Annotated in this window: 23 protein-coding genes and 1 pseudogene; 20 read left to right on the top strand and 4 right to left on the bottom strand. The window is 62.2% G+C overall.

The window, feature by feature from the left end:
• Position 1: 1 nt before the first annotated feature.
• The 18 genes and pseudogenes from IC614_RS02555 to IC614_RS02640 form a co-directional block, all read left to right on the top strand.
• Positions 2-646, top strand: a pseudogene (locus tag IC614_RS02555) (NADH-quinone oxidoreductase subunit C); the annotation flags it as partial.
• A 127-nt stretch (positions 647-773) separates the two neighbouring features.
• On the top strand, positions 774-1,997 hold the full coding sequence (locus IC614_RS02560) for an NADH-quinone oxidoreductase subunit D (RefSeq protein ID WP_200972177.1): 1,224 nt from the start codon (positions 774-776) through the stop codon (positions 1,995-1,997).
• Between the two features lie 162 nt (positions 1,998-2,159).
• Positions 2,160-2,834: a complex I 24 kDa subunit family protein gene (locus IC614_RS02565; protein WP_200972178.1), complete on the top strand. Its 675-nt coding sequence runs from the start codon at positions 2,160-2,162 to the stop codon at positions 2,832-2,834.
• Positions 2,831-3,226 (top strand): hypothetical protein, encoded by a 396-nt coding sequence (locus tag IC614_RS02570; RefSeq protein WP_200972179.1) that lies wholly within the window; start codon positions 2,831-2,833, stop codon positions 3,224-3,226. The genes IC614_RS02565 and IC614_RS02570 overlap by 4 nt, the downstream gene beginning before the upstream one ends.
• Positions 3,216-4,508 (top strand): NADH-quinone oxidoreductase subunit NuoF, encoded by a 1,293-nt coding sequence (gene nuoF, locus IC614_RS02575; RefSeq protein WP_200972180.1) that lies wholly within the window; start codon positions 3,216-3,218, stop codon positions 4,506-4,508. The genes IC614_RS02570 and nuoF overlap by 11 nt, the downstream gene beginning before the upstream one ends.
• Entirely contained in the window at positions 4,505-5,086 is a 582-nt protein-coding gene (locus tag IC614_RS02580; RefSeq protein WP_200972181.1) for a hypothetical protein, read from the top strand. The genes nuoF and IC614_RS02580 overlap by 4 nt, the downstream gene beginning before the upstream one ends.
• Position 5,087: 1 nt before the next feature.
• Complete coding sequence (nuoG, locus tag IC614_RS02585) at positions 5,088-7,109, top strand: NADH-quinone oxidoreductase subunit NuoG (protein ID WP_200972182.1); 2,022 nt, start codon at positions 5,088-5,090, stop codon at positions 7,107-7,109.
• Positions 7,110-7,215: 106 nt separating this feature from the next.
• A complete protein-coding gene (gene nuoH / locus IC614_RS02590; RefSeq protein WP_200972183.1) occupies positions 7,216-8,256 on the top strand; it encodes an NADH-quinone oxidoreductase subunit NuoH in 1,041 nt (346 codons plus the stop codon).
• A gap of 98 nt (positions 8,257-8,354) precedes the next feature.
• Entirely contained in the window at positions 8,355-8,756 is a 402-nt protein-coding gene (locus tag IC614_RS02595) for a hypothetical protein (RefSeq protein ID WP_207791141.1), read from the top strand.
• A complete protein-coding gene (nuoI, locus tag IC614_RS02600) occupies positions 8,753-9,238 on the top strand; it encodes an NADH-quinone oxidoreductase subunit NuoI (protein WP_200972185.1) in 486 nt (161 codons plus the stop codon). Before IC614_RS02595 ends, nuoI begins: the two co-directional genes overlap by 4 nt.
• A 35-nt stretch (positions 9,239-9,273) precedes the next feature.
• On the top strand, positions 9,274-9,885 hold the full coding sequence (locus IC614_RS02605; protein WP_200972186.1) for an NADH-quinone oxidoreductase subunit J: 612 nt from the start codon (positions 9,274-9,276) through the stop codon (positions 9,883-9,885).
• A gap of 124 nt (positions 9,886-10,009) precedes the next feature.
• Positions 10,010-10,315, top strand: coding sequence for an NADH-quinone oxidoreductase subunit NuoK (gene nuoK, locus IC614_RS02610; protein WP_106639422.1), 306 nt, complete (start codon positions 10,010-10,012; stop codon positions 10,313-10,315).
• Between the two features lies 1 nt (position 10,316).
• Positions 10,317-12,371 carry an NADH-quinone oxidoreductase subunit L gene (nuoL, locus tag IC614_RS02615; RefSeq protein ID WP_200972187.1) on the top strand — a complete coding sequence of 685 codons (2,055 nt, stop codon included), beginning with the start codon at positions 10,317-10,319 and terminating at the stop codon, positions 12,369-12,371.
• 34 nt (positions 12,372-12,405) lie between these two features.
• Entirely contained in the window at positions 12,406-13,956 is a 1,551-nt protein-coding gene (locus tag IC614_RS02620; protein ID WP_200972188.1) for an NADH-quinone oxidoreductase subunit M, read from the top strand.
• Entirely contained in the window at positions 13,956-15,392 is a 1,437-nt protein-coding gene (gene nuoN / locus IC614_RS02625) for an NADH-quinone oxidoreductase subunit NuoN (protein WP_200972189.1), read from the top strand. The genes IC614_RS02620 and nuoN overlap by 1 nt, the downstream gene beginning before the upstream one ends.
• The gene (locus IC614_RS02630; RefSeq protein ID WP_200973066.1) at positions 15,389-16,090 is read left to right on the top strand and encodes a biotin--[acetyl-CoA-carboxylase] ligase; all 702 of its coding nucleotides are present in this window, start codon (positions 15,389-15,391) and stop codon (positions 16,088-16,090) included. The genes nuoN and IC614_RS02630 overlap by 4 nt, the downstream gene beginning before the upstream one ends.
• A gap of 9 nt (positions 16,091-16,099) precedes the next feature.
• The gene (locus tag IC614_RS02635) at positions 16,100-16,561 is read left to right on the top strand and encodes a GNAT family N-acetyltransferase (protein WP_200972190.1); all 462 of its coding nucleotides are present in this window, start codon (positions 16,100-16,102) and stop codon (positions 16,559-16,561) included.
• Between the two features lie 132 nt (positions 16,562-16,693).
• Complete coding sequence (locus tag IC614_RS02640) at positions 16,694-17,470, top strand: type III pantothenate kinase (RefSeq protein WP_200972191.1); 777 nt, start codon at positions 16,694-16,696, stop codon at positions 17,468-17,470.
• Between the two features lie 30 nt (positions 17,471-17,500).
• On the opposite strand, the gene IC614_RS02645 is transcribed toward IC614_RS02640, so the two are convergent.
• The 4 genes from IC614_RS02645 to IC614_RS02660 all read right to left on the bottom strand — a co-directional run bounded on the left by IC614_RS02645 (position 17,501) and on the right by IC614_RS02660 (position 19,543).
• Positions 17,501-17,743 carry a hypothetical protein gene (locus IC614_RS02645; protein WP_200972192.1) on the bottom strand — a complete coding sequence of 81 codons (243 nt, stop codon included), beginning with the start codon at positions 17,741-17,743 and terminating at the stop codon, positions 17,501-17,503.
• 47 nt (positions 17,744-17,790) lie between these two features.
• On the bottom strand, positions 17,791-18,408 hold the full coding sequence (locus IC614_RS02650) for a hypothetical protein (RefSeq protein ID WP_207791142.1): 618 nt from the start codon (positions 18,406-18,408) through the stop codon (positions 17,791-17,793).
• A 95-nt stretch (positions 18,409-18,503) separates the two neighbouring features.
• Entirely contained in the window at positions 18,504-18,764 is a 261-nt protein-coding gene (locus IC614_RS02655; protein ID WP_200972194.1) for a hypothetical protein, read from the bottom strand.
• Positions 18,761-19,543: a hypothetical protein gene (locus IC614_RS02660; RefSeq protein WP_200972195.1), complete on the bottom strand. Its 783-nt coding sequence runs from the start codon at positions 19,541-19,543 to the stop codon at positions 18,761-18,763. Before IC614_RS02660 ends, IC614_RS02655 begins: the two co-directional genes overlap by 4 nt.
• A 209-nt stretch (positions 19,544-19,752) precedes the next feature.
• Between IC614_RS02660 and IC614_RS02665 the strand changes: the two genes are divergently transcribed.
• The gene (locus tag IC614_RS02665; protein ID WP_200972196.1) at positions 19,753-21,390 is read left to right on the top strand and encodes a ribonuclease J; all 1,638 of its coding nucleotides are present in this window, start codon (positions 19,753-19,755) and stop codon (positions 21,388-21,390) included.
• Positions 21,391-21,404: 14 nt separating this feature from the next.
• A complete protein-coding gene (locus IC614_RS02670) occupies positions 21,405-21,665 on the top strand; it encodes a DUF1467 family protein (protein WP_200972197.1) in 261 nt (86 codons plus the stop codon).

A 21,665-nucleotide genomic window follows, 5' to 3' on the forward strand; every position in this document is an offset into this window, starting at 1 on the left:
GATGAACAACAGCGCACCCAGGATCGCCACTCGCGAAGGCATCATCGATGAAGTGAAGGCTGCCATTGGTGCCGCCTTCATCGAGGCGAAGCACGAGGTGGACGAAGTGTCCATCACCGTCCAGCGCGACAGCATCGTCGACGTGCTCCGCACCCTTCGCGACCGGTTCGACTACCAGCAGCTCATGGAAATCGCAGGCGTCGACTATCCGGCGCGCGAAGAGCGGTTCGACGTTTGCTATCACCTGCTGTCGGTGACGAAGAACCACCGCATCCGCGTTCGCGTGACGACGGACGATGAAAAGCCGGTGCCGTCGGTAACGGGCCTGTTCCCGGTCGCGGGCTGGCTGGAGCGCGAGGTGTTCGATCTTTACGGCGTGCTGTTCAGCGGCAACACGGACTTGCGCCGCATCCTCACCGATTATGGCTTCAAGGGGCATCCGTTCCGCAAGGACTTCCCGCTCACCGGCTATGTCGAGCTGCGCTATTCCGAAGAGCAGAAGCGGGTGGTGTACGAGCCGGTGAGGCTCGCCCAGGATTTCCGCAGCTTCGACTTCCTCTCTCCATGGGAAGGCGCGGAATATATTCTGCCGGGCGATGAAAAGGTCTCGCCCGAAGCGCCCGGCGCGCCGACGCCCGCCACGGCAGCGGAGATCAAGAAATGACGGTGCAGCTTTCCATTCTCCGTTCGTCCCGAGCGAAGTCGAGGGGCGCTGGAATGATCGCGATGCGCGCCTCGACTGCGCTCGGCACGAACGACATTGGTGCGAAGTGATGGCTACTGATCGAAACCAGCTTGCCCAGGAACGCGAGAGTGTCGGCGACTCCCAGATCGCCAACTACACGATCAATTTCGGCCCGCAGCATCCGGCGGCGCACGGCGTGCTGCGCCTCGTGCTGGAGCTGGACGGCGAGATCGTCGAGCGCGTCGATCCGCACGTCGGCCTGCTCCATCGCGGCACCGAGAAATTGTGCGAGTATAAGACCTACCTCCAGGCGCTCCCTTATTTCGATCGCCTCGATTACGTGTCACCTATGTGCCAGGAGCACTCCTACGTCCTGGCGATCGAAAAGCTGCTCGACCTCGAAGTGCCGCTCCGCGCCCAGTATCTTCGCGTCTTTTTCGCGGAGCTGACGCGGATTTCGAACCATCTTCTCAACATCGGCTCCCACGTCATGGACGTTGGCGCGATGACGCCGAACCTGTGGCTGTTCGAGCTTCGCGAAGACATCATGAATTTCTACGAGCGGGCGTCGGGCGCGCGCATGCACGCGGCCTGGTTCCGCCCCGGCGGCGTCCATCAGGACGTGCCGTTGAAGCTCCTCACCGACATCGGCGACTGGCTCGACAAGCGCCTGCCGGTGCTGTTCGAGGACGCCATGAGCCTGGTCGTCGACAACCGCATCTTCAAGCAGCGCAATGTCGATATCGCCGTCGTGTCGAAGGAAGACGCGCTCGCCTGGGGCTTCTCCGGCCCGATGATCCGCGCGTCCGGCATTCCGTGGGACATCCGCAAGGCGCAGCCTTATGACGTTTACGACCGCGTCGAATTCGACGTGCCGGTCGGCACCAAGGGCGATTGCTACGACCGCATGATGGTGCGCGTCGAAGAAGTGCGTCAGTCCGCGCGCATCTTGAAACAGTGCCTTCAGGATATGCCGGAAGGCCCGATCGCGAGCCTCGACCGCAAGGTCGTGCCGCCGAAGCGCGCCGAAATGAAGCAGTCGATGGAAGCGCTCATCCATCACTTCAAGCTCTATACCGAGGGCTTCCACGTGCCGGCAGGCGAAGTCTATGTCGCGACGGAAAGCCCCAAGGGCGAATTCGGCGTCTATCTGGTGTCGGACGGCACCAACAAGCCGTACCGCGTCAAGATCCGCCCGACCGCCTTCAGCCACCTTCAGGCCATGGATTTCATGACCAAGGGCCACATGCTCGCCGACGCGACCGCGATCCTCGGCGCCATGGACATCGTTTTCGGGGAGTGCGACCGGTGAAAATGCAGAAGTCGTCGCGCCTTGAGTGGCTATGTTTAGTCATTTTTGCAGCCTCTTTGGCGTGTTGGGTTTTCACGCGAATAGAGTCTTTTGTCACGGCAGCATTTATCTTTGCGGCACCAGCTATGATTTTGAATCTTAAACGCCAGTGGGGGGCGATTAATGGCTGACGTCCTTCCAAACAGCTTGCCGGACATTGCTGAGCTGCGCGCCCGTTGGGGCAGTTTCGCATGGACGCCTGAGAATGAGGCAAAGGCGAAGGTCATAGTCGGCCGCTACCCGGCTGGGCGTCAACATAGCGCGCTTCTGCCCTTGCTCGATCTCGCCCAGCGTCAGGTGGGCGCAGAGACGAATACGCAGGGCTGGCTGCCGGTGCCGGTGATCGAGTTCGTCGCGAAATATCTCGATATGCCCTATATCCGGGCCTACGAGGTCGCGACCTTCTATACGATGTACAATCTGACGCCGGTCGGCCGTCACCATGTGCAGGTTTGCGGCACGACGCCGTGCATGCTGCGCGGGTCGGACGACGTGCTCGCCGCTTGCTATGCCAGGGGGTTGAAGAAGGGGCAGACGACGCCGGACGGCCTCTTCACACTGACCGAGGTCGAATGCCTCGGCGCCTGCGCCAACGCGCCTATGGTGCAGATCAACGACGACAATTACGAAGACCTGACCTTCGAAAGCATGACTGCAATCCTCGAAGCCATGGCAAGCGGCGAAATGCCTAAAGCCGGCCCGCAGATCGATCGCCAGACGAGCTGCCCGGAAGGCGGCCCGACCACCCTGCCTGAGATGGCGAACGAGAACCACGATTATCGGAGCTCGTGGAAATGACATCTGCTCAGTCAGAAGTGACGGCCGCTGAACGCTCGGATGCAGTTTTCAAGACTTTTGTCGAGGCAGTCCTTCTTTTGCTTCTATCAGCGGCTCATCTGATCGTCGGTCTTAAGATTGGCTTCTTGATTATGGCGGTAAGCCTGCTCGTGGTGGGCAGCCTTGCCACAGACGCCTATCTATTTGGTTCGGTTAGCAAGGGCTTTGCGGCTCGGCGTGCGCTTGACTTCAAGGCGTCGCCGATTGCTCTTGCGGCAGCGATCCTGTTCGCCACTTTCCCTGTGGAGAATGACAGTGACAAGATGGTACGCTTTCTTCTCGCTGCCGGGATTGGCGGCGTTGTGATGGGCCTTCTCAACCTTGGCAATGGAAAGAGAGCTCATGCTGGCTGACAAGGACCGCATTTTCACCAACGTCTACGGGTTCCAGCCCTGGAACTTGAAGGCGGCGCAGAAGCGCGGTGACTGGGACGATACGCGGGCGCTAATGGCGCTCGGCCAGGACCAGATCATCGAGATCATCAAGGAATCCGGCCTTCGCGGCCGCGGCGGTGCGGGTTTCCCGACCGGCATGAAGTGGAGCTTCATGCCCAAGGAATCGAAGGACGGCCGCCCGAACTTCCTCGTCATCAACGCCGACGAATCCGAACCCGGTTCCTGCAAGGACCGCGAGATCATCCGCCACGATCCGCACAAATTGATCGAAGGCGCGCTGATCGCCGGTTTCGCGATGCGCGCGCGGGCGGCGTACATCTACATTCGCGGCGAATTCATTCGTGAGGCGGAGACGCTCTTCGCTGCGGTGCAGGAAGCCTATGATGCGGGCCTGCTCGGCAAGAATGCCGCCGGTTCGGGCTATGACTTCGACGTCTTCGTCCATCGCGGGGCAGGGGCCTATATTTGCGGCGAGGAAACGGCGCTTCTCGAAAGCCTCGAGGGCAAGAAGGGCCAGCCGCGCCTGAAGCCGCCTTTCCCGGCGGGCGCGGGCCTCTATGGTTGCCCGACCACGGTGAACAACGTGGAATCAATCGCCGTCACGCCGACCATCCTCCGGCGCGGCGCGGCCTGGTTCAAGGGATTTGGCCGCGAGAACAATCACGGCACCAAGCTCTTCCAGATCAGCGGCCATGTGAACAAGCCGTGCGTGGTCGAAGAGGCCATGTCAATCCCGTTCCGCGAGCTGATCGATCGCCACGCCGGCGGCATTCGCGGCGGCTGGGACAATCTCCTCGCCGTCATTCCGGGCGGATCGTCCGTGCCGTTGGTTCCAGCCGCGCAGATCATGGACGCGCCGATGGATTTCGACGGCCTGCGCGCGCTCGGCTCCGGCCTCGGCACCGCCGCCGTCATCGTCATGGACAAGTCCACCGACATCGTCCGCGCGATCAGCCGCATCAGCTATTTCTACAAGCATGAAAGCTGCGGCCAGTGCACGCCGTGCCGCGAAGGCACCGGCTGGATGTGGCGCGTGATGGAGCGCCTGCGCGAAGGCAATGCCGAAATCGGTGAGATCGACACGTTGCTCGATGTTACGAAGCAGATCGAGGGCCACACCATCTGCGCGCTGGGCGACGCCGCCGCCTGGCCGATCCAAGGCCTCATCCGCCACTTCCGCCCTGAACTTGAGCGGCGGATTATCGAGAAGCAGGGCGATCAGCTGGAGGCGGCGGAATGATCTTTTCCCTGATCGCCGTCAGCCTTTTGGCGCCCAACCAGCTCACGGCTTCGCCAACCGAGGCGCGCGAGAAGATGGCCGCCTTCGGTGCCTGCGTTGCCGATCGAAGCGCTGATCTGGCTGCGCGGACGCTGAACTCGGATTTCACCTCCGCCACCTATCGCAACACGATGAAGCGGCTCTCCGAAAGCAATCGCGGCTGCTTCAAGAAGGGGCGGATGCGGGCGAGTGGCCTTCTGTTCGCGGGCGCGATCGCCGAACGGCTGATCGAGCAAGATGGCACGCCCGTAAACGTACAACTCGCGCGGGCGGCAGTGGGGCAGGCGCCCGCGACCTATAGCCCGAGCGACAAGGTGGCAATGTGCGTGGTGCGCAGCGCGCCTGATCAGGTGGGCGCGCTTTTCATGACGAATGTCGCCACTGCAGAGGAGGGTGCTGCTGCATCGGGCCTTGCGTCTGTCATGACATTGTGCGCGCAGGGTGGCCCGGCTGTACAGACGACGCCAGAAGGCCTTCGCGCCATGCTCGCCACCGCCGCGTTCCGGAGCATCGCCGCTTCGGCCGAGACGAGTAACTGATATGCCCAAGGTCAAAGTAGACGGTATCGAGGTCGAGGTTCCCGCTGGCGCCACTGTGATGCAGGCGTGCGAGGCGGCGGGGAAGGAGATTCCGCGCTTCTGCTATCATGAGCGGCTGTCGATCGCCGGCAATTGCCGCATGTGCCTCGTCGAGGTGAAGCCGGGGCCGCCGAAGCCGCAGGCATCGTGCGCGCTGCCCGCTTCGGACGGCCAGGAAATCACTACCATGTCGCCGGCGGTCAAGAAGGCGCGGGAAGGGGTGATGGAGTTCCTGCTCATCAACCACCCGCTCGATTGCCCGATCTGCGACCAGGGCGGCGAGTGTGACTTGCAGGATCAGGCCGTCGCTTATGGCCGGGGTCATAGCCGTTTCGACGAGAATAAGCGGGCCGTGAGCGAGAAATATATGGGTCCGGTCGTCAAGACGTTCATGACCCGTTGCATCCAGTGCACCCGGTGCGTTCGCTTCGCCGAGGAAGTGGCGGGGGTCGAGGAAATCGGCGCCCTCTATCGCGGCGAGAATATGCAGATCACCTCCTATCTGGAGGGCGCGGTGACGTCCGAGCTTTCGGGCAATGTCGTCGATCTCTGCCCCGTGGGCGCGCTCGTCTCGAAGCCCTATTCGTTCGAGGCGCGGCCGTGGGAGCTTTCCAAGGTTCCGGGCATCGACGTCAGCGACGGCGTCGGCACCAACATCCGTATCGACAGCCGCCTGCGCGAAGTGATGCGTGTCGTTCCGCGCATCAACGAGGATGTGAACGAGGAATGGGCGCACGACAAGACGCGCCACATGGTCGACGGCCTCCTCCGCAACCGGCTCGACCGGCCGTGGGTCCGCAAGGACGGCAAGCTGCAGGCGGCGAGCTGGGAAGAAGCGTTCGAGGCTATCGCCAAGGTCGCCAAGAAAGCCGGCGACAGCGTTGCTGCGATCGCGGGCGACCTCGTCGATGTCGAGACCATGTATGCGGCGAAAAAGCTGCTGCAGTCGCTCGGTTCCGATCTCCTCGAAGGCCGCCAGACCGGCCTTGCCTATGACGCGACCAGCATCGCGGCGGTCAATTTCAACACGACCATCGGAGGCTTGGAGACTGCGGACGCAATCCTGCTGGTCGGCACCAATCCGCGTTGGGAGGCGAGCCTCGTCAACACCCGCATCCGCAAGGCTGTGAAGAAGGGCGCGAAGGTCTTCGCCATCGGCCCGGAAGTGGACCTTACCTATCCGGTCGAATGGCTCGGCAACGATCTTTCCATGCTCCAGAAGCTCCCGGCCGCGGTCGCCGATGCCTTCAAGGGCGCCGAGCGGCCCGCGATGATCGTCGGTGGCGCGGCTTTGAAGGTGCCAGGCGGACAGGCCGCGAGCCTCGCGCTGGTCGGCAGCCTCAACCTCGTTCGCGACGGCTGGAACGGCTACAACGTCCTCCATACTGCCGCTGCGCGCACCGGCGGGTTGATGCTAGGCTACGCGCAGCAGGGCGGCATGGCGGCGCTGGCGGAGAAGGCGCCGAAGTTGCTCTTCCTTCTCGGCGCGGACGAAGCGGACCTCGCGCCCTTCTCCAAGAGCTTCAAGGTCTATGTCGGCCATCACGGGGACCGTGGCGCGCATGCCGCCGACGTGATCCTGCCGGGCGCGGCTTACACCGAAAAGCACGGCATTTACGTGAACCTCGAAGGCCGCGTGCAATATAGCGAGAAGGCGACCTTCCCGCCGGGCGATGCCCGTGAAGACTGGTCGATCTTCCGCGCGCTTTCGGCTGTGCTCGGCAAGTCGTTGCCGTTCGACACCTTCGGCGCGCTTCGCCAGGCTTTGTTCGCCGAATATCCCGCCTTTGCCGAAGTGGGTCTCGTCCGCTTCGACTGGGCGCCGCCCGCGCTCAAGGCCGAGACGATCGGGCAGGGCGCGGAAGTCGCCTATCCGATCAAGGATTTCTACCTCACCAACCCGATCGCACGGTCTTCGCCCACGCTGCGGCGCTGCTCGGCCGAAATCCTGCACGGGGAAAGCTTCGCGGAGGCCGCGGAATGAACGCGCTTTCCACTAGCACCGTTCGTGTCGAGCGTAGTCGAGACACGTCTGTCACTGCACCATGCTTCTCGACTTCGCTCGAAGCGAACGGCGGAGGGGTAGTCCAATGACCGAATGGTTCCAGGGCCAATTGGGCTACGGCCTCGGCTGGTTCGTCTCGACCCTCATCCTCATTCTGATGATCGCGCTGCCGCTGATGCTGGCGGTCGCGATGATCATCTATGCCGACCGCAAGATCTGGGCGGCGATGGCGCTGCGGCGCGGGCCCAATGTGGTGGGGCCGTTCGGCCTGCTGCAGAGCTTCGCGGACGGCCTCAAGGTCTTCCTCAAGGAAACCATCATCCCGTCCTCGGCCAATCGTGGTCTGTTCCTCCTGGCGCCGATCATCACCTTCACCATCGCGCTGATCGCCTGGGCGGTGATCCCGTTCGGGCCGGACATGGTGCTCGCGAACATCAATGTCGGCTTGCTCTACATCCTCGCGGCCTCGTCGCTCGGCGTCTACGGCATCATCATCGCGGGTTGGGCGTCCAACTCGAAATATCCCTTCTACTCGGCCCTTCGCGCGGCCGCGCAGATGGTGAGCTATGAAGTCTCGATCGGCTTCGTCCTCATCACCGTGATCTTGTGGGCGGGCACGTTCAACCTGCAGGGCATCATCGCCATGCAGAAGAGCCACGTCTTCTTCCTGAACGGCTTCGGCTTCAACCCCTTGCTGTTCCCGATGGCGGTGATCTTTCTCATCTCCTCGATGGCCGAAACCGCCCGCGCGCCCTTCGACCTCACCGAGGCGGAGTCCGAACTCGTCGCCGGTTACCAGACCGAATATAGCTCGATGAGCTTCGCGCTCTTCTGGCTCGGCGAATATGGCAACGTGCTGCTGATGTGCGCGCTCAATGCCACGCTCTTCTGGGGCGGATGGCTGCCGCCGATCGATTGGGCACCGCTCTACGCTGTTCCGGGCATCCTGTGGCTGTTCGCCAAGATCTTCATTTTCTTCTTCATCTTTTCCTGGGTGAAGGCGACCGTTCCGCGCTTCCGCTACGACCAGCTGATGCGGCTGGGCTGGAAAATCTTCCTGCCCTTCGCCCTGCTGTGGGTGTTCGTGGTGTCCGGTTACCTGATGCTTACGAGGTATGCGGCGTGAGTGCCTTGCTGCTCTTAGCTATGCAGCTCGCTGCACCGCCCCCGCCGGCGCGCACAGTAACCTCAGTGACTGTTCCCAGTTATCGCCTTGCCTGTCGATTGAATGATCTGGATGGTCGTTCCCGACGAGTAGAGTTCATGCAGTCTGGGGGACGCGGTTATGAGGACAAGCGTCCAGATGCTCCGGGATATCGCGTCCAACGGACTCCTGTCGAGTTGACCGTAAGACTGGACGAGACAGGTCTTTTTAGCGGCTATGCCTCTAAGGAGTTTGCTTCGGATGAAGCGGCTAGATGGCGAGGGATTCGCCGATTAGAAAATAAGCGGAATAAAGTGATACAACTTGAAACCTTCCCTACGCTTGCCGAAGGAAGCGTGGCGATGATCGTGCAGCCTGATTGGCCGCGGGGCAACGTTCAAGCTGTGGGCTTTTGTCAGATCCATGAGACACCCCAGCTGCCACTGAACGCTGATGAAACTAAGAAGGTGCTCACCAAATGAGCCTTGCCCACTATATCAAATCCTTCACTCTCTGGGAGTTCGTGAAGGCGCATTGGCTGACCTTGAAATATTTCTTCAAGCCCAAGGCGACGATCAACTACCCCTATGAGAAGAACCCGCTGTCGCCTCGTTTCCGCGGCGAACATGCGCTGCGCCGCTATCCCAATGGCGAGGAACGCTGCATCGCGTGCAAGCTCTGCGAAGCGGTCTGCCCGGCGCTCGCGATCACGATCGAGGCCGAGCCGCGCGAGGACGGCAGCCGCCGCACCACGCGTTACGACATCGATATGACGAAGTGCATCTATTGCGGCCTCTGCCAGGAAGCCTGCCCGGTCGACGCGATCGTCGAAGGGCCGAATTTCGAATTTTCCACGGAAACGCGCGAGGAGCTCATCTACGACAAGGCGAAGCTCCTTGAAAATGGCGACAAGTGGGAGCGGGTGTTGGCCGCGAACATTGCCGCCGACGCGCCTTACCGTTAAGCCGCCACCCGAATCCAAAGGGGCACGATAGAAACGTGATACAAACGTTCACATTCTACCTGTTTGCGACGATCGTGATCGCCAGCGGCGCGCTGACGATCCTGTCGCGCAATCCGGTGCACAGCGTGCTGTGGCTGATCCTCGCTTTCTTCAACGCCGCCGGTCTGATGCTGATCGTCGGCGCCGAGTTCATCGCGATGCTGCTCGTCATCGTCTATGTCGGCGCTGTCGCGGTACTGTTCCTGTTCGTCGTCATGATGCTCGACGTCGACTTTGCCGAACTCCGTGCTGGCTTCGTCCGCTATGCAGGGTTTGGCGCCGCGGTCGCCCTCGTCCTTCTCGTGGAAGTGGTTCTGGCCGTCGGCAGCTGGAACGTGGGCGGTATCGAGGTTGCCCGCAAGGCCGCGCCCGTCGATGCGGCCGTGCCGAACATCCAGGCACTCGGGACCGTGCTCTTCACCCGCTATCTCTACATCTTCGAAGCGGCCGGACTCGTCCTGCTCGTGGCGATGATCGGCGCGATCGTCCTCACGCACCGCACCCGTAGCGGCCTTCGTCCGCAAAAGCCTTCGGAGCAGATTCGGCGCCGTCCGGAAGATGCAACCCGCAACATGAACCCCGGTATCGGGCAGGGGGTGGAACTGTGATCCGCACTTCCCACCCACATCCGTTCGCTTCGAGCGAAGTCGAGAAGCGGGTCGCCCGGCAGATGCGTGTCTCGACTACGCTCGACACGAACGGGTTTCTTGTACTTTATAGCGGAGGGCGGGCATGATCGGCCTCGGCCACTATCTCGTCGTCAGCGCGATCCTGTTCGTGCTTGGCGTGCTCGGCATCTTCCTCAACCGGAAGAACATCATCGTCATCCTGATGGCGATCGAACTTATCCTGCTCGCGGTGAACATCAACCTCGTCGCCTTCAGCGCCTATCTCGGCGACATGGTCGGTCAGGTGTTCGCCATGTTCGTGCTGACCGTCGCCGCCGGCGAAGCCGCCATCGGCCTCGCCATCCTCGTCATCTACTTCCGCGGCCGCGGCACCATCGCGGTCGACGACGTCAACCAGATGAAGGGCTGACATGAACATCCAGCTCATCGTCTTCCTGCCGCTCTTGGCAGCCATCATCGCGGGCCTCGGCAATCGTGCGCTTGGAAACACGGTGGCGAAGGCAATCACCACCGGCGCGTTGTTCGTGTCCTGCGCCCTGTCCTGGCCGGTCTTCCTCGGTTTCCTCAATGGCAGCCTGCACGAGCAGGTCGTCACCGTCCTGCCGTGGCTGCGTTCGGGCGACCTCGTCGTCGACTGGTCGCTGCGCGTCGATACGTTGACGGCGGTGATGCTGGTCGTGGTGACCACCGTCTCCAGCCTCGTCCACCTCTATAGCTGGGGCTATATGGCGGAAGACGACAGCCAGCCGCGTTTCTTTGCCTATCTGTCGCTCTTCACCTTCGCGATGCTGATGCTGGTGACGGCCGACAACCTCATCCAGATGTTCTTCGGCTGGGAAGGCGTGGGCCTCGCATCCTATCTCCTCATCGGTTTCTGGTATCAGAAGCCGTCCGCCAACGCGGCCGCGATCAAGGCTTTCGTGGTCAACCGCGTCGGCGACTTCGGTTTCTCGCTCGGCATCTTCGGCACCTTCCTGGTGTTCGGCACGGTCTCCATTCCGGCGATCCTCGAAGCGGCTCCAGGCATGGCCGGCTCGACCATCGGTCTCCTCGGCGGCCGCGTCGACACGATGACCCTGCTCTGCCTGCTGCTGTTCGTCGGCGCGATGGGCAAGTCGGCGCAGCTCGGCCTCCACACCTGGCTTCCCGACGCGATGGAAGGCCCGACGCCGGTGTCCGCCCTCATCCACGCCGCGACGATGGTCACGGCGGGCGTGTTCATGGTCTGCCGTCTGTCGCCCATGTTCGAGACGAGCGACACGGCCTTGACCGTCGTCACTTTCGTCGGCGCCGCCACAGCCTTGTTCGCCGCCACGGTCGGCACGGTGCAGAACGACATCAAGCGCGTCATTGCTTATTCGACCTGTTCGCAACTCGGTTACATGTTCTTCGCGGCGGGCGTCGGCGCTTATGGCGCGGCGATGTTCCACCTCTTCACGCACGCCTTCTTCAAGGCTTTGCTGTTCCTCGGCGCAGGCTCGGTCATCCACGCCATGCATCACGAACAGGACATGCGTTATTATGGCGCGCTCCGGAAAGAGATCCCGCTCACCTTCTGGGCGATGATGTTCGGCACGCTCGCCATTACCGGCGTCGGCATCATCCAGGTGGCTGGACTTCCGAGCTTCGGTTTCGCGGGCTTCTTCTCGAAGGACGCGATCATCGAGAGCGCTTTTGCGAGCGGCACGACGGCGGGCGGCATCGCCTTCTTCGTCGGCGTGTTCGCGGCCCTGCTCACCAGCTTCTACAGCTGGCGCCTTGTGTTCCTCACCTTCTTTGGGCGTCCACGCTGGGCCGCGTCCGAGCATATCCAACACGCCCTCCACGGCGATCATCACGATCATCCGGCGGACGAGCATGGCGACAGCAGCCATGCCGACGTCCACCCGCCGGTCGGCACGGGCGGCTATCATCCGCACGAAAGCCCGTGGACGATGCTGGTGCCGCTTGCCGTGCTCAGTCTCGGCGCGATCTTTGCCGGCATGGTCTTCCATGGCCCGTTCATCGAAGCGGCGGAAGGCGCGGAATTCTGGCGCGGCTCGCTCGTCTTCGACGAACATCTGATGCATGCGATGCATGAAGTGCCGTTGTGGGTGAAGCTATCGCCCGCGGTCGTGATGATCGCCGGCTTCCTGATCGCCTTCGCGGCCTATATCCGCGACACCTCGATCCCCGAGCGGTTCGTAGGGCAGTTCCGTGTTCTTTACGACTTCCTCCTCAACAAATGGTATTTCGACGAGCTGTACAATCTGCTGTTCGTCCGTCCGGCCTTCTGGTTCGGCCGCCTGTTCTGGAAGAAGGGCGATGAAGCCACGATCGACCGCTTCGGCCCGAACGGCGTCGCGGCTGTCGCGATAGCGGGGAACCGCCTCTCCGCGCGGCTCCAGTCCGGTTATCTTTATTCCTATGCCTTCGTCATGCTGATCGGCCTCGCCGCCGCCGCCACTTGGGTGATGGCGCGATGAGGGCCGCCATGAACGAATTTGGGGGCACCAAGCTGTGAACGAACTCGGCTTTCCCATCCTGACCCTGATGCTGGCGGTGCCGACGCTGGCGGCCGCAGCGTGTCTCTTCATGAGCGCGAGCGGCGCCCGCTGGCTCGCGCTGATTGCGACGCTGGTGGAATTGGCCCTCGGCATCCTGCTCTGGGCCCATTACGACATAAGCGGGGCGCAGTGGCAGTTCGTTGAAAATCTCGGCGGCTTCGGGCCGTTCGCCTGGGCGCTCGGCATCGATGGCATCGCGTTGATGCTGATCATCCTGTCGGTCTTCCTGATGCCGATCTGCATCCTCGCGTCCTGGGACGCGATCGACAAGCGCGTGCCGGAATATATGGCGGCCTTCCTGTTCATGGAAACGCTGATGCTCGGCGTGTTCATGGCGCAGGATCTGTTCCTCTTCTACGTCTTCTTCGAGGCGGGCCTGATCCCGATGTACCTGATCATCGGCATCTGGGGCGGCGCGAACCGCATCTACGCGAGCTATAAGTTCTTCCTCTACACGCTCCTCGGGTCGGTGCTGATGCTGATCGCGATGCTGTGGATGACGTTCACGGCCGGTACGACCTCTATCCCGGCACTGATGGCCTATGATTTCCCGGTTTCCGCGCAGACCTGGCTGTGGCTTGCCTTCTTTGCTTCGTTCGCGGTGAAGCTCCCCATGTGGCCGGTCCACACCTGGCTTCCCGACGCGCACGTCCAGGCGCCCACGGCCGGTTCGGTGATCCTCGCGGGCGTGCTTCTGAAGCTCGGTGGATACGGTTTCGTCCGCTTCTCGCTGCCGATGTTCCCGGAAGCGTCGGCTGAGTATTTCTGGCTCGTCATGGGCCTGTCGATGGTCGCCATCGTCTACACCTCGCTCGTCGCATTGGTGCAGCAGGACATGAAGAAGCTGATCGCTTATTCCTCCGTCGCGCACATGGCGTTCGTCACCTTCGGCCTTTTCGCCTTCAACCGGCAGGGGATCGAGGGCGGCCTCGTCGTCATGCTGAGCCACGGCATCGTGTCGGGCGCGCTCTTCCTCTGCGTTGGCGTCATCTATGACCGCCTGCACACGCGCGAGATCGCGGCTTATGGCGGCCTGTCGAACAACATGCCGGCTTATGCGGTGTTGTTCCTGCTCTTCACCATGGCCTCGATTGGCCTCCCCGGCACATCGGGCTTCGTCGGCGAATTCCTGGCGATGATGGGCGTCTACCAGGCGAACAGCTGGGTCGGCTTCGTCGCGGTGACGGGCATCGTCCTGGGCGCCGCCTATATGCTCTATCTCTATCGCCGCGTCGCTTATGGGAGCGCACCCAATGAAGAAGTGGCGCGCCTGCCCGATCTGACCAAGCGAGAGGTGATGATGCTCGCCCCGATCGCCGCCGTGGTGCTGTGGATGGGCGTCTACCCGGAAAGCTTTCTGGCGCCCATGCGCGCCGATGTCACCCGGCTCCTGGCGCGGATCGAGCGCGCGGCGCCGGTAAGCGATGCACAGGTTACGGAAGGAAAAGGCGTGAGCGCTGAAACGCATGCCGCGCCCGCCCACGGCAATGGGGGAGCGCACTGATGGGTTATTCGCTTGCCCTGACTCTGCCGGAAATCCTCCTTTCGGCCAGTGCCATCATCCTGATGATGGTCGCGGCCTTTGCCGGGGACAAGGCCGCGCGCTTGTCGACCTGGCTCGCGGTCCTTGCCTTCATAGCCTCGGCTCTGGTCGTGCCGGGCGTTTTCGATATCGGCGGCATCGCGTTTGACGGCCTGTTCATCGCGGACAGTTTCGCGGCCTTCGCCAAGATCCTCATCTATCTCGCCGCCGCCATCGCCATGCTTTCGGCGATGAGCTGGTTCGCGCGCGACGGCGTCTACCGCACCGAATATCCGGTGCTCATCCTGCTGTCATCGGTCGGCATGGGCATGATGGCCTCGGCAGGCGATCTGATCACCCTCTATGTCGGCCTCGAGCTCCAGAGCCTTGCCGCCTATGTCCTTGCTTCCTTTCAGCGCAAGGACAGCCGCTCGGCCGAGGCGGGCCTCAAATATTTCGTGCTGGGCGCTCTCGCGAGCGGCATCCTCCTCTACGGCGTGTCGCTGCTCTACGGGTTCAGCGGATCGACGAGCTTCGCGGGCGTCGCGGCGGCGATGGGCGACGGCGGCGTATCGACGGGCGAGCTTTTCGGCATGGTCTTCGTCCTCGCCGGTATCGCCTTCAAGGTGAGCGCCGTGCCCTTCCACATGTGGACGCCGGACGTCTATGAAGGCGCGCCGACGCCGGTCACCGCCTTCTTCGCTTCCGCGCCCAAGGTCGCCGCCATGGCGCTCCTCACCCGCGTCGCGATCGAGGCGCTTGGCCCGGCGACGTTCGAGTGGCGCCAGATCGTCATTTTCATGGCGCTCGCCTCGACCATCCTCGGCGGCGTCGCGGCGATCGGGCAGCAGAATATCAAGCGTCTGCTCGCCTATAGCTCGATCAACAATGTCGGCTTCGCGCTGATCGGCCTTGCCGCCGGAACGCGCGAAGGCGTGGCGTCAGTGCTCTTCTACATGGCAATCTATGTCGTGATGACGCTCGGCACCTTCTTCGTCGTGCTGCGGATGCGGGATGAGAAGGGCGAGCCGGTGGAAACGATCGCTTCGCTGTCTGGTCTGTCGCGCACCCGCCCGGCACTCGCGGCCGCCATGGCGATGTTCATGTTCTCGATCGCGGGCATCCCGCCGCTCATGGGGTTCTGGCCGAAATTCTACGTGTTCGAAGCGGCGGTCGCGGCGGACCTCACCTGGCTCGCGGCGGTCGGCATCGCGACTTCGGTGATCGGCGCTTTCTATTACCTGCGCATCATCAAGGTCATGTATTTCGACGATCCGGCCCCGGCCTTCGAGGCGCGACGCGACCTCGTGAGCAGCGCGGTGATCCTCCTCGCGGCCTTGTTCGTGTCGCCGCTCGGCTGGTTCGCGCTTGAGCCGCTCAGCAATGCGTCCTTGAACGCCGCCGGAGCCCTGTTCTGATCCGCTCCGTCCCGGAGACGCGCAGCACCAACGACGATGTCGCCGCGCTCGCCCGGGATGGCGCGCGTGAAGGGACGTGGCTGCGTGCCGACCGGCAGACCGGAGGCAGGGGGCGGCAGGGCCGGGAATGGCGGTCACCGCCCGGCAACCTTTATGCGAGCACGTTGGTCCGCGTGCAGCCTGGCGATCCGCCTGCTCACACGCTCGCACTGACCGCCGCCGTCGCGCTTCACGAGATTATCGGCCTCTATGCGCCGGACGCGGCTTTGCTCATCAAATGGCCGAACGACATATTGGCCGGCGGCGCGAAGCTTTCCGGTATCCTCCTCGAACGATCCGGCGATGCCGTGGTGATCGGCTTCGGCGTCAACCTCGCTCATTATCCGGAGACGCTGGAAAGGCCCACGACCAGCGTCGCGGCCCTCGCGGGCGTTGCACCCGACCCTGCCGCCTTCCTCGACGCGCTGGCCGACGCGTTCGCGCGCTGGCTCGGCCGTTGGCGCAACGAAGGCTTACGTGTCGTCCGGGACCGCTGGCTCGCCGCTTCCCATCCGATCGGCACCGCGCTCACCGCCGCCGCCTCGGGCGAGAAGGTGGAGGGGCTGTTCGACGGCCTCGACGAAACAGGTGCGCTTCGCCTGCGGATCGCCGATGGCTCGACGCGCATTATTAATGCCGGTGACGTATTTCTGATTTAGGGCACGGCCATGATCATCCGCCCCATCACGCGTGAAGACCGCGACCTCATCTGCCACCATCGCGAATCCATGTTCCGCGATTCCGGACGCAGCGAGGATGTGATCGCATTGATGGGCGCGCCGTTTCGCGCCTGGTTGGAGCCGCGCCTTGCCGACGGCCGCTATTTCGGCTGGGTCGCGGATCATGACGGCCGCTCGATCGCGGGCCTAGGCATGATGGAGATCGATTGGCCGCCGCATCCCGCGCATCCGCTGATGGACAGGCGCGGCTATATCCTCAACGTATATGTCGAGGCCGATTTTCGCGGCCAGGGCATCGCGAAAAAACTGATGGCCGAAGCCACCCGCGAAGCCCAGCACCGCGGCCTCCAGTTCATGATCCTCCACGCCACTGCCCAGGGCCGCCCGCTCTATGAGGCGCTCGGTTGGGAAGATACGGCGGAGATGGCGCTGGCTGTGCCGGATGCCTGACGCACTTCACTCCCCCCACCGTCATTCCAGCGAAAGCTGGAATCTCCTTTCCGCTGGACCGTGCACCAGAAGTAGAAGCGAGATTCCAGCTTTCGCTGGAATGACGGTATGAACAACCGCTAAAGCTCACTTATGCTGCTCGCCATCGACGCCGGAAATACGAACATCGTCTTCGCCCTGCTGAAGGGGCGCGAAATTCGCGCGCGGTGGCGGATCGCAACCGATCCCCGGCGCACGGCTGACGAATATGCGGTGTGGCTGCGGCAGTTGCTCGATCTTGCAGGCTATGGTCTCGACGATGTCGAGGCGGTGATCATAGGGACGGTGGTTCCGCGCGCCCTCCATAATTTAAAGGTTCTTGCCGCCAAATATTTCGGCACCGAGGCGCTGCTCGCCGGAGAGGCGGGGGCGGAATATGGCGTTACATTGGATGTGGTCGAGCCCCAGACGGTCGGCGCCGACCGGGCTCTCAACGCCATCGCCGCGCACGATGCGCACAAGGGCGACCTCATCGTCATCGACTTCGGAACCGCGACCACGTTTGACGTCGTGGATTTCTCGGGCGCCTATAAGGGGGGCATCATCGCGCCCGGCATCAATCTCTCTCTCGACGCTTTGGTGAACGCCGCCGCCAGGCTGCCGCGCATCGCCATCGAGGCGCCAGACGAAGAGAGGAGCGTCATCGGCCGTACCACCGAGGATCAGATGCACATCGGCATCTTCTGGGGCTATGTTGCGATGATGGAGGGCTTGGTCGCGCGCATGAAGGAGGAGATCGGCCGCCCGGTGAAGGTGATCTCCACGGGCGGCCTCGCCATTCTCTTTCAAAAGCACACGGATATTTTCGATGCGGTCGAGCCCGATCTTACCATTCAGGGCTTGGGGTTGCTCTACGATCGGAACCGCTAAACGGTTGACGAACCGCCCCGCAGAGCAACGTCAGTCTCTTAGCCATTCCAGGTCGCAATCCCCGACATTGGTAAGGACGACAGCCTTGTCGAGGCAGTCGAATTCATCCTTATGACCGTGCGTGATGCTTTTCCGCTCCGTCGGGGCATCGCCAATCTTGATCGAATATTTGCCGGTTTTCGCCGGATCGGACTGGTTGCGCACCTTGAACGTGCCGCGTTTCGAGGCAGGGGAGCTACGCTTTTCGTCGGGATTGATCACTTGGTAGGGCATGCAGAACCTCCTTGGTGGTTGAAGTCTGAAACAGGCAGGCGCGGCTCTTAGTGAAACAGGGCCCGCTTCTCCTCGGCTTTGCGCCGTAGCCGGTATAGGGCCGAGTCCTTGGGAGCCTGATGAGCCGCCAACAGGACCATCGCCGGCAGCAGGTGGAATAGCGAAGCCGTCAGGCCCGCCGCTCTTGCGCGGCACACCGCTGCGGCGACATGCTCATTCGCTTCGGCGCTGGAGCTCATGGTGGCGAAACCGATGGGCCGTATCCCGCTCGCGCCGGAGGCGGTGGCGAGCACGAGGCTTTTCAATATGGCAGGATCGCCTTCCGACAGGAGCGCGAGCGGCCGGTATCCCGCTTTTTCGAGCTCGTCCAACTCCCACATATATTCGGCTTCCGAAAAGCCCATGCCGCTGACGAGGGCGGCGCGTAAAATGTCGGCGGCTGGTTCGGTGGGATCGTCGACTTGCGCGACGAGTTCGTCCAGCTCCCGGATGGCAGCCGGTGTCAGCAGGCTCGCGAAATCGCGAAAGATCTTGAGGGCCTCGCTCCACGCACCGCTCACCTTCGCCAGCATTTCCGCGGAAGGAGGGTTCGCGGCAGCGCGCTGGGCGGCGATCAGCACCGCCGAACGCGCTTCCTGGCGCCGGCCGGCATTCACGGCGGACATTGAAGAGATGAGAGTAGAACCGACGGCCGCTACGAAAGCCCGGCCGGCATCGTGGGCGAACACATGCGCGCACTCTTGCAAGTTTTCCTCGGTCATCAATAGTCGCTCCAACATGAAAAGGACGCCCAGCCTTCGTTGCGGACGGTGACCAGCGCGCCGGCCGCCGACGAAATGTCGACCTTCTTCTGCTCATTGGGATTGAGCGTCATCGTGCGGTCTTTTTGACAGCACAATTCGATGTGCCAGATCGCCTCGCAATCATGCTCTTGCGCCTCGAAGAACAAATAGGTCGTCATGCCGACAGGCCGGGTCCAAAAGCTCTTCGTGTCGCCTGGTCCGAGATTGGTCTTGCTCATCGATTGCCTCCAGTAGCCGCGTCGTCATTTTCGTCATCGTCCGGGCGATAGATGAAGCGGTCGGTCCAGCTCTTGCCGGTTCCGGCCACGATCTGCTTCACATGCTCTGGTGCTTTCGCCCCCGGGCGCATCCGGGCGATGCTCAGTTCCTCGCTCTTCACCCACACGTAATAGACGGCGCCGCCGCGGTAGGTTTCCGTGGTGGAGATCGTGGTTTCCTCGCGATAGGTGCGGATATCGGTTTGCTCGAACCGCAGCTCCTCGCTGATCATGTATGTGAACTCGGCGCTGGAGCTGGCCTTGCCTCCCTTGAGGACGCCTTCGCTTTTCCGAAAGGCCGCTGCCTTCTTCGCCGCACCGGATGAAAAGAGATCGCCGCTCAAGTCGAGGCCGAGTGTAAGCCCTATCGTCTCGGTGCTCGTCCGTGACGCCGTTTCCTGATGGGTGGTCTCGATACCTACGGTGATGGTCACCTGCATCTCACGGTCTTCGGCGAACTGAATCTCGTCGGTCCGCTGCCAATAGCGTCCCCGTGTGAGGATATACTTCTCGACCTGCTCCAGCTTCTCCTGCCTGACCGCTTCGCGGCGTTCCCGCTCCTTGGGCGTTACCGTCGGCATTTCCTGCCAGGGATACGCAGGATCGATGACATAGTCGAAATTATCTTTGGTGACTTCGCATATCCCGATAATTCCAAGCTGAGTTGGAGTGGGAATAAGTGCATCTATAGAAGTGGCAAATGGAGGATGAGATTCGTTATAAGGAGGATTTTCAGACAATTGTCCATCTCCTGCACATGTAGTTGCAAAGCAACATTATTACTTCAGATCAATGGAGTGTTTTTGGCATCATGGTGCTTTGTCGGCAATCTGATCTTGATCCGTAACGGTTCAATTAGGTTCCAGCGTCGCAAGGCTGGTGCAAGGGGCGAGGCTGAAATTTGAAAAGCCACTTGCCGGAAGGCGACGTAGGCTTCACGGAAGATCGGATGAAACCCGGTAACGAACTTCTCTTCCTTGCGCTCGGCGGTTCGGGCGAGATCGGCATGAACGTCAATCTCTACGGCTGCCAGGGGAAGTGGATCATGGTCGATCTCGGCCTCACATTCGCCGATCCCATGTACCCGGGCGTAGAGCTGGTATTGCCGGATCTCGCCTTTATCGAACAGCGGAAGGCCGACCTGCTCGGCATCGTGCTCACGCACGGTCATGAGGATCATATCGGCGCCATTCCCTATCTTGCCGCCGATCTGGGCGTGCCGCTCTATGCGACGCCGTTCACCGCCGGCCTCATCGCAGGGAAGCTCGATGAGGAGGGGTTGCTCGGCGACGTGAAACTGAACGTTGTCGAGATGGAAGGCGACTTTCAGCTCGGGCCTTTCGGCTTGCGCTACGTTCCGCTCGCTCATTCGATCCCGGAAGGCAACGCGCTCTTGATCGACACGCCCTACGGCAAGATTTTCCATACCGGCGATTGGAAGCTGGACGATGCGCCGCAGCTTGGCGATCCCAGCACGGAAGCCGAACTGCGCGCCATTGGCGACGAAGGCGTGCTCGCGCTGGTCTGCGATTCCACCAACGTCTTCAATCCGGAGTCTTCGGGATCGGAAGCGACGGTCCGGGAGGGGCTCGACGCGACAATCCAGGGCGCCAAGGGTCGCGTGCTCGTCACCACCTTCGCCTCCAACGCCGCGCGTTTGAAGACGCTCGGCCATGTTGCTCAGGATACCGGCCGCAAGGTCGTCGTCGCGGGCCGCTCGCTCGATCGCATCCTGCGCGTTTCGAAGAGCGTGGGCTATCTGACCGATTTTCCGGAAACGGTGGATTTCGAAGCGGCGATGGATCTGCCCAGGCATGAGGTGATGATCATTGCGACCGGCGGGCAGGGCGAGAGTCGCGCCGCGCTGGCCCGGATCGCTTTCGATCAACACAAGATCAAGCTGGACGAAGGCGACCTCGTCGTTTTTTCCTCCAAGCAGATTCCAGGCAATGAAATCGCCATCGGCCGCATCCAGAACGAGCTGGCGTCGAAGGGGATCGCGATGATCACCGACCGGCAGGCGGAGGTCCATGTGTCGGGCCATCCCGGCCGCCCGGAACTCGCCGCCATGTATCAATGGATTCGGCCGGAGATCATCGTGCCGGTCCATGGCGAAATCCGTCACATGGCCGAACATGAACGCTTCGCCCTGCAATGCGGCGTGCCGCGCGGCATCATGCAAAAGAATGGCGATCTCGTCCGGCTCGCGCCCAACGGGCCGAAGAAATTGGGTGAGGAAAGGGTAGGGCGCCTGATCCTCGATGGGAATGTCATCCTTGCCGCCGACGGGTCGACGATGAACGAGCGGCGCAAAATCGCTTCCTTCGGAGCCATCGCAGTCGCGTTGGCGCTGGATGGCGCCGATCGTGTCCAAGGCGATGTCGAGATCAGCCTGAACGGCGTGCCGGTGGAAGAGGATCGCGAGGCATTTCTGGAAGAAGCCTGCGAAGCGGCGGAGGAAGCCGCGCGCAAGAATGGCGGCAATGAAGAAAAGCTGCGCGAGGCCGTCCGCCTCGCCGTCCGCCGCTGCGCGACCGACTGGACGGGCAAGAAACCCGTGGTGAACGTTCTTATCGTGCGGGTTTGAACGGGAACAATCTCATGCAAATCGGCTCCATCATCGCCATCTACACTTTATTCTGGGTGATGAGCTTCTTCATCGTCATCCCCTTCGGCGTCCGTACCGACGAAGAGGTCGGCGTGGAACGCGCGCCTGGCCATGCCGACAGCGCTCCGCACCGGTTCAGTTTCGGGAAGGCGGCGCTCCGGGCGACGATCCTTTCCGCTACGCTCTTCGCGCTTTTCTACCTGAATTATATTTTCGGCTGGGTCGGCGTCGAACAACTGGACTGGACGCGTTGA

Source organism: Sphingosinicella flava (assembly GCF_016025255.1).
Lineage (GTDB): Bacteria > Pseudomonadota > Alphaproteobacteria > Sphingomonadales > Sphingomonadaceae > Allosphingosinicella > Allosphingosinicella flava.

Excerpts from the sequence above, each read along its gene's own strand:
- IC614_RS02560 (WP_200972177.1), top strand. The coding sequence starts at position 774 with ATGGCTACTGATCGAAACCAGCTTGCCCAGGAACGCGAGAGTGTCGGC.
- IC614_RS02565 (WP_200972178.1), top strand. The coding sequence starts at position 2,160 with ATGGCTGACGTCCTTCCAAACAGCTTGCCGGACATTGCTGAGCTGCGC.
- IC614_RS02570 (WP_200972179.1), top strand. The coding sequence starts at position 2,831 with ATGACATCTGCTCAGTCAGAAGTGACGGCCGCTGAACGCTCGGATGCA.
- nuoF (WP_200972180.1), top strand. The coding sequence starts at position 3,216 with ATGCTGGCTGACAAGGACCGCATTTTCACCAACGTCTACGGGTTCCAG.
- IC614_RS02580 (WP_200972181.1), top strand. The coding sequence starts at position 4,505 with ATGATCTTTTCCCTGATCGCCGTCAGCCTTTTGGCGCCCAACCAGCTC.
- nuoG (WP_200972182.1), top strand. The coding sequence starts at position 5,088 with ATGCCCAAGGTCAAAGTAGACGGTATCGAGGTCGAGGTTCCCGCTGGC.
- nuoH (WP_200972183.1), top strand. The coding sequence starts at position 7,216 with ATGACCGAATGGTTCCAGGGCCAATTGGGCTACGGCCTCGGCTGGTTC.
- nuoI (WP_200972185.1), top strand. The coding sequence starts at position 8,753 with ATGAGCCTTGCCCACTATATCAAATCCTTCACTCTCTGGGAGTTCGTG.
- nuoK (WP_106639422.1), top strand. The coding sequence starts at position 10,010 with ATGATCGGCCTCGGCCACTATCTCGTCGTCAGCGCGATCCTGTTCGTG.
- nuoL (WP_200972187.1), top strand. The coding sequence starts at position 10,317 with ATGAACATCCAGCTCATCGTCTTCCTGCCGCTCTTGGCAGCCATCATC.
- nuoN (WP_200972189.1), top strand. The coding sequence starts at position 13,956 with ATGGGTTATTCGCTTGCCCTGACTCTGCCGGAAATCCTCCTTTCGGCC.
- IC614_RS02635 (WP_200972190.1), top strand. The coding sequence starts at position 16,100 with ATGATCATCCGCCCCATCACGCGTGAAGACCGCGACCTCATCTGCCAC.
- IC614_RS02640 (WP_200972191.1), top strand. The coding sequence starts at position 16,694 with ATGCTGCTCGCCATCGACGCCGGAAATACGAACATCGTCTTCGCCCTG.
- IC614_RS02645 (WP_200972192.1), bottom strand. The coding sequence starts at position 17,743 with ATGCCCTACCAAGTGATCAATCCCGACGAAAAGCGTAGCTCCCCTGCC.
- IC614_RS02650 (WP_207791142.1), bottom strand. The coding sequence starts at position 18,408 with ATGTCCGCCGTGAATGCCGGCCGGCGCCAGGAAGCGCGTTCGGCGGTG.
- IC614_RS02655 (WP_200972194.1), bottom strand. The coding sequence starts at position 18,764 with ATGAGCAAGACCAATCTCGGACCAGGCGACACGAAGAGCTTTTGGACC.
- IC614_RS02665 (WP_200972196.1), top strand. The coding sequence starts at position 19,753 with ATGAAACCCGGTAACGAACTTCTCTTCCTTGCGCTCGGCGGTTCGGGC.
- IC614_RS02670 (WP_200972197.1), top strand. The coding sequence starts at position 21,405 with ATGCAAATCGGCTCCATCATCGCCATCTACACTTTATTCTGGGTGATG.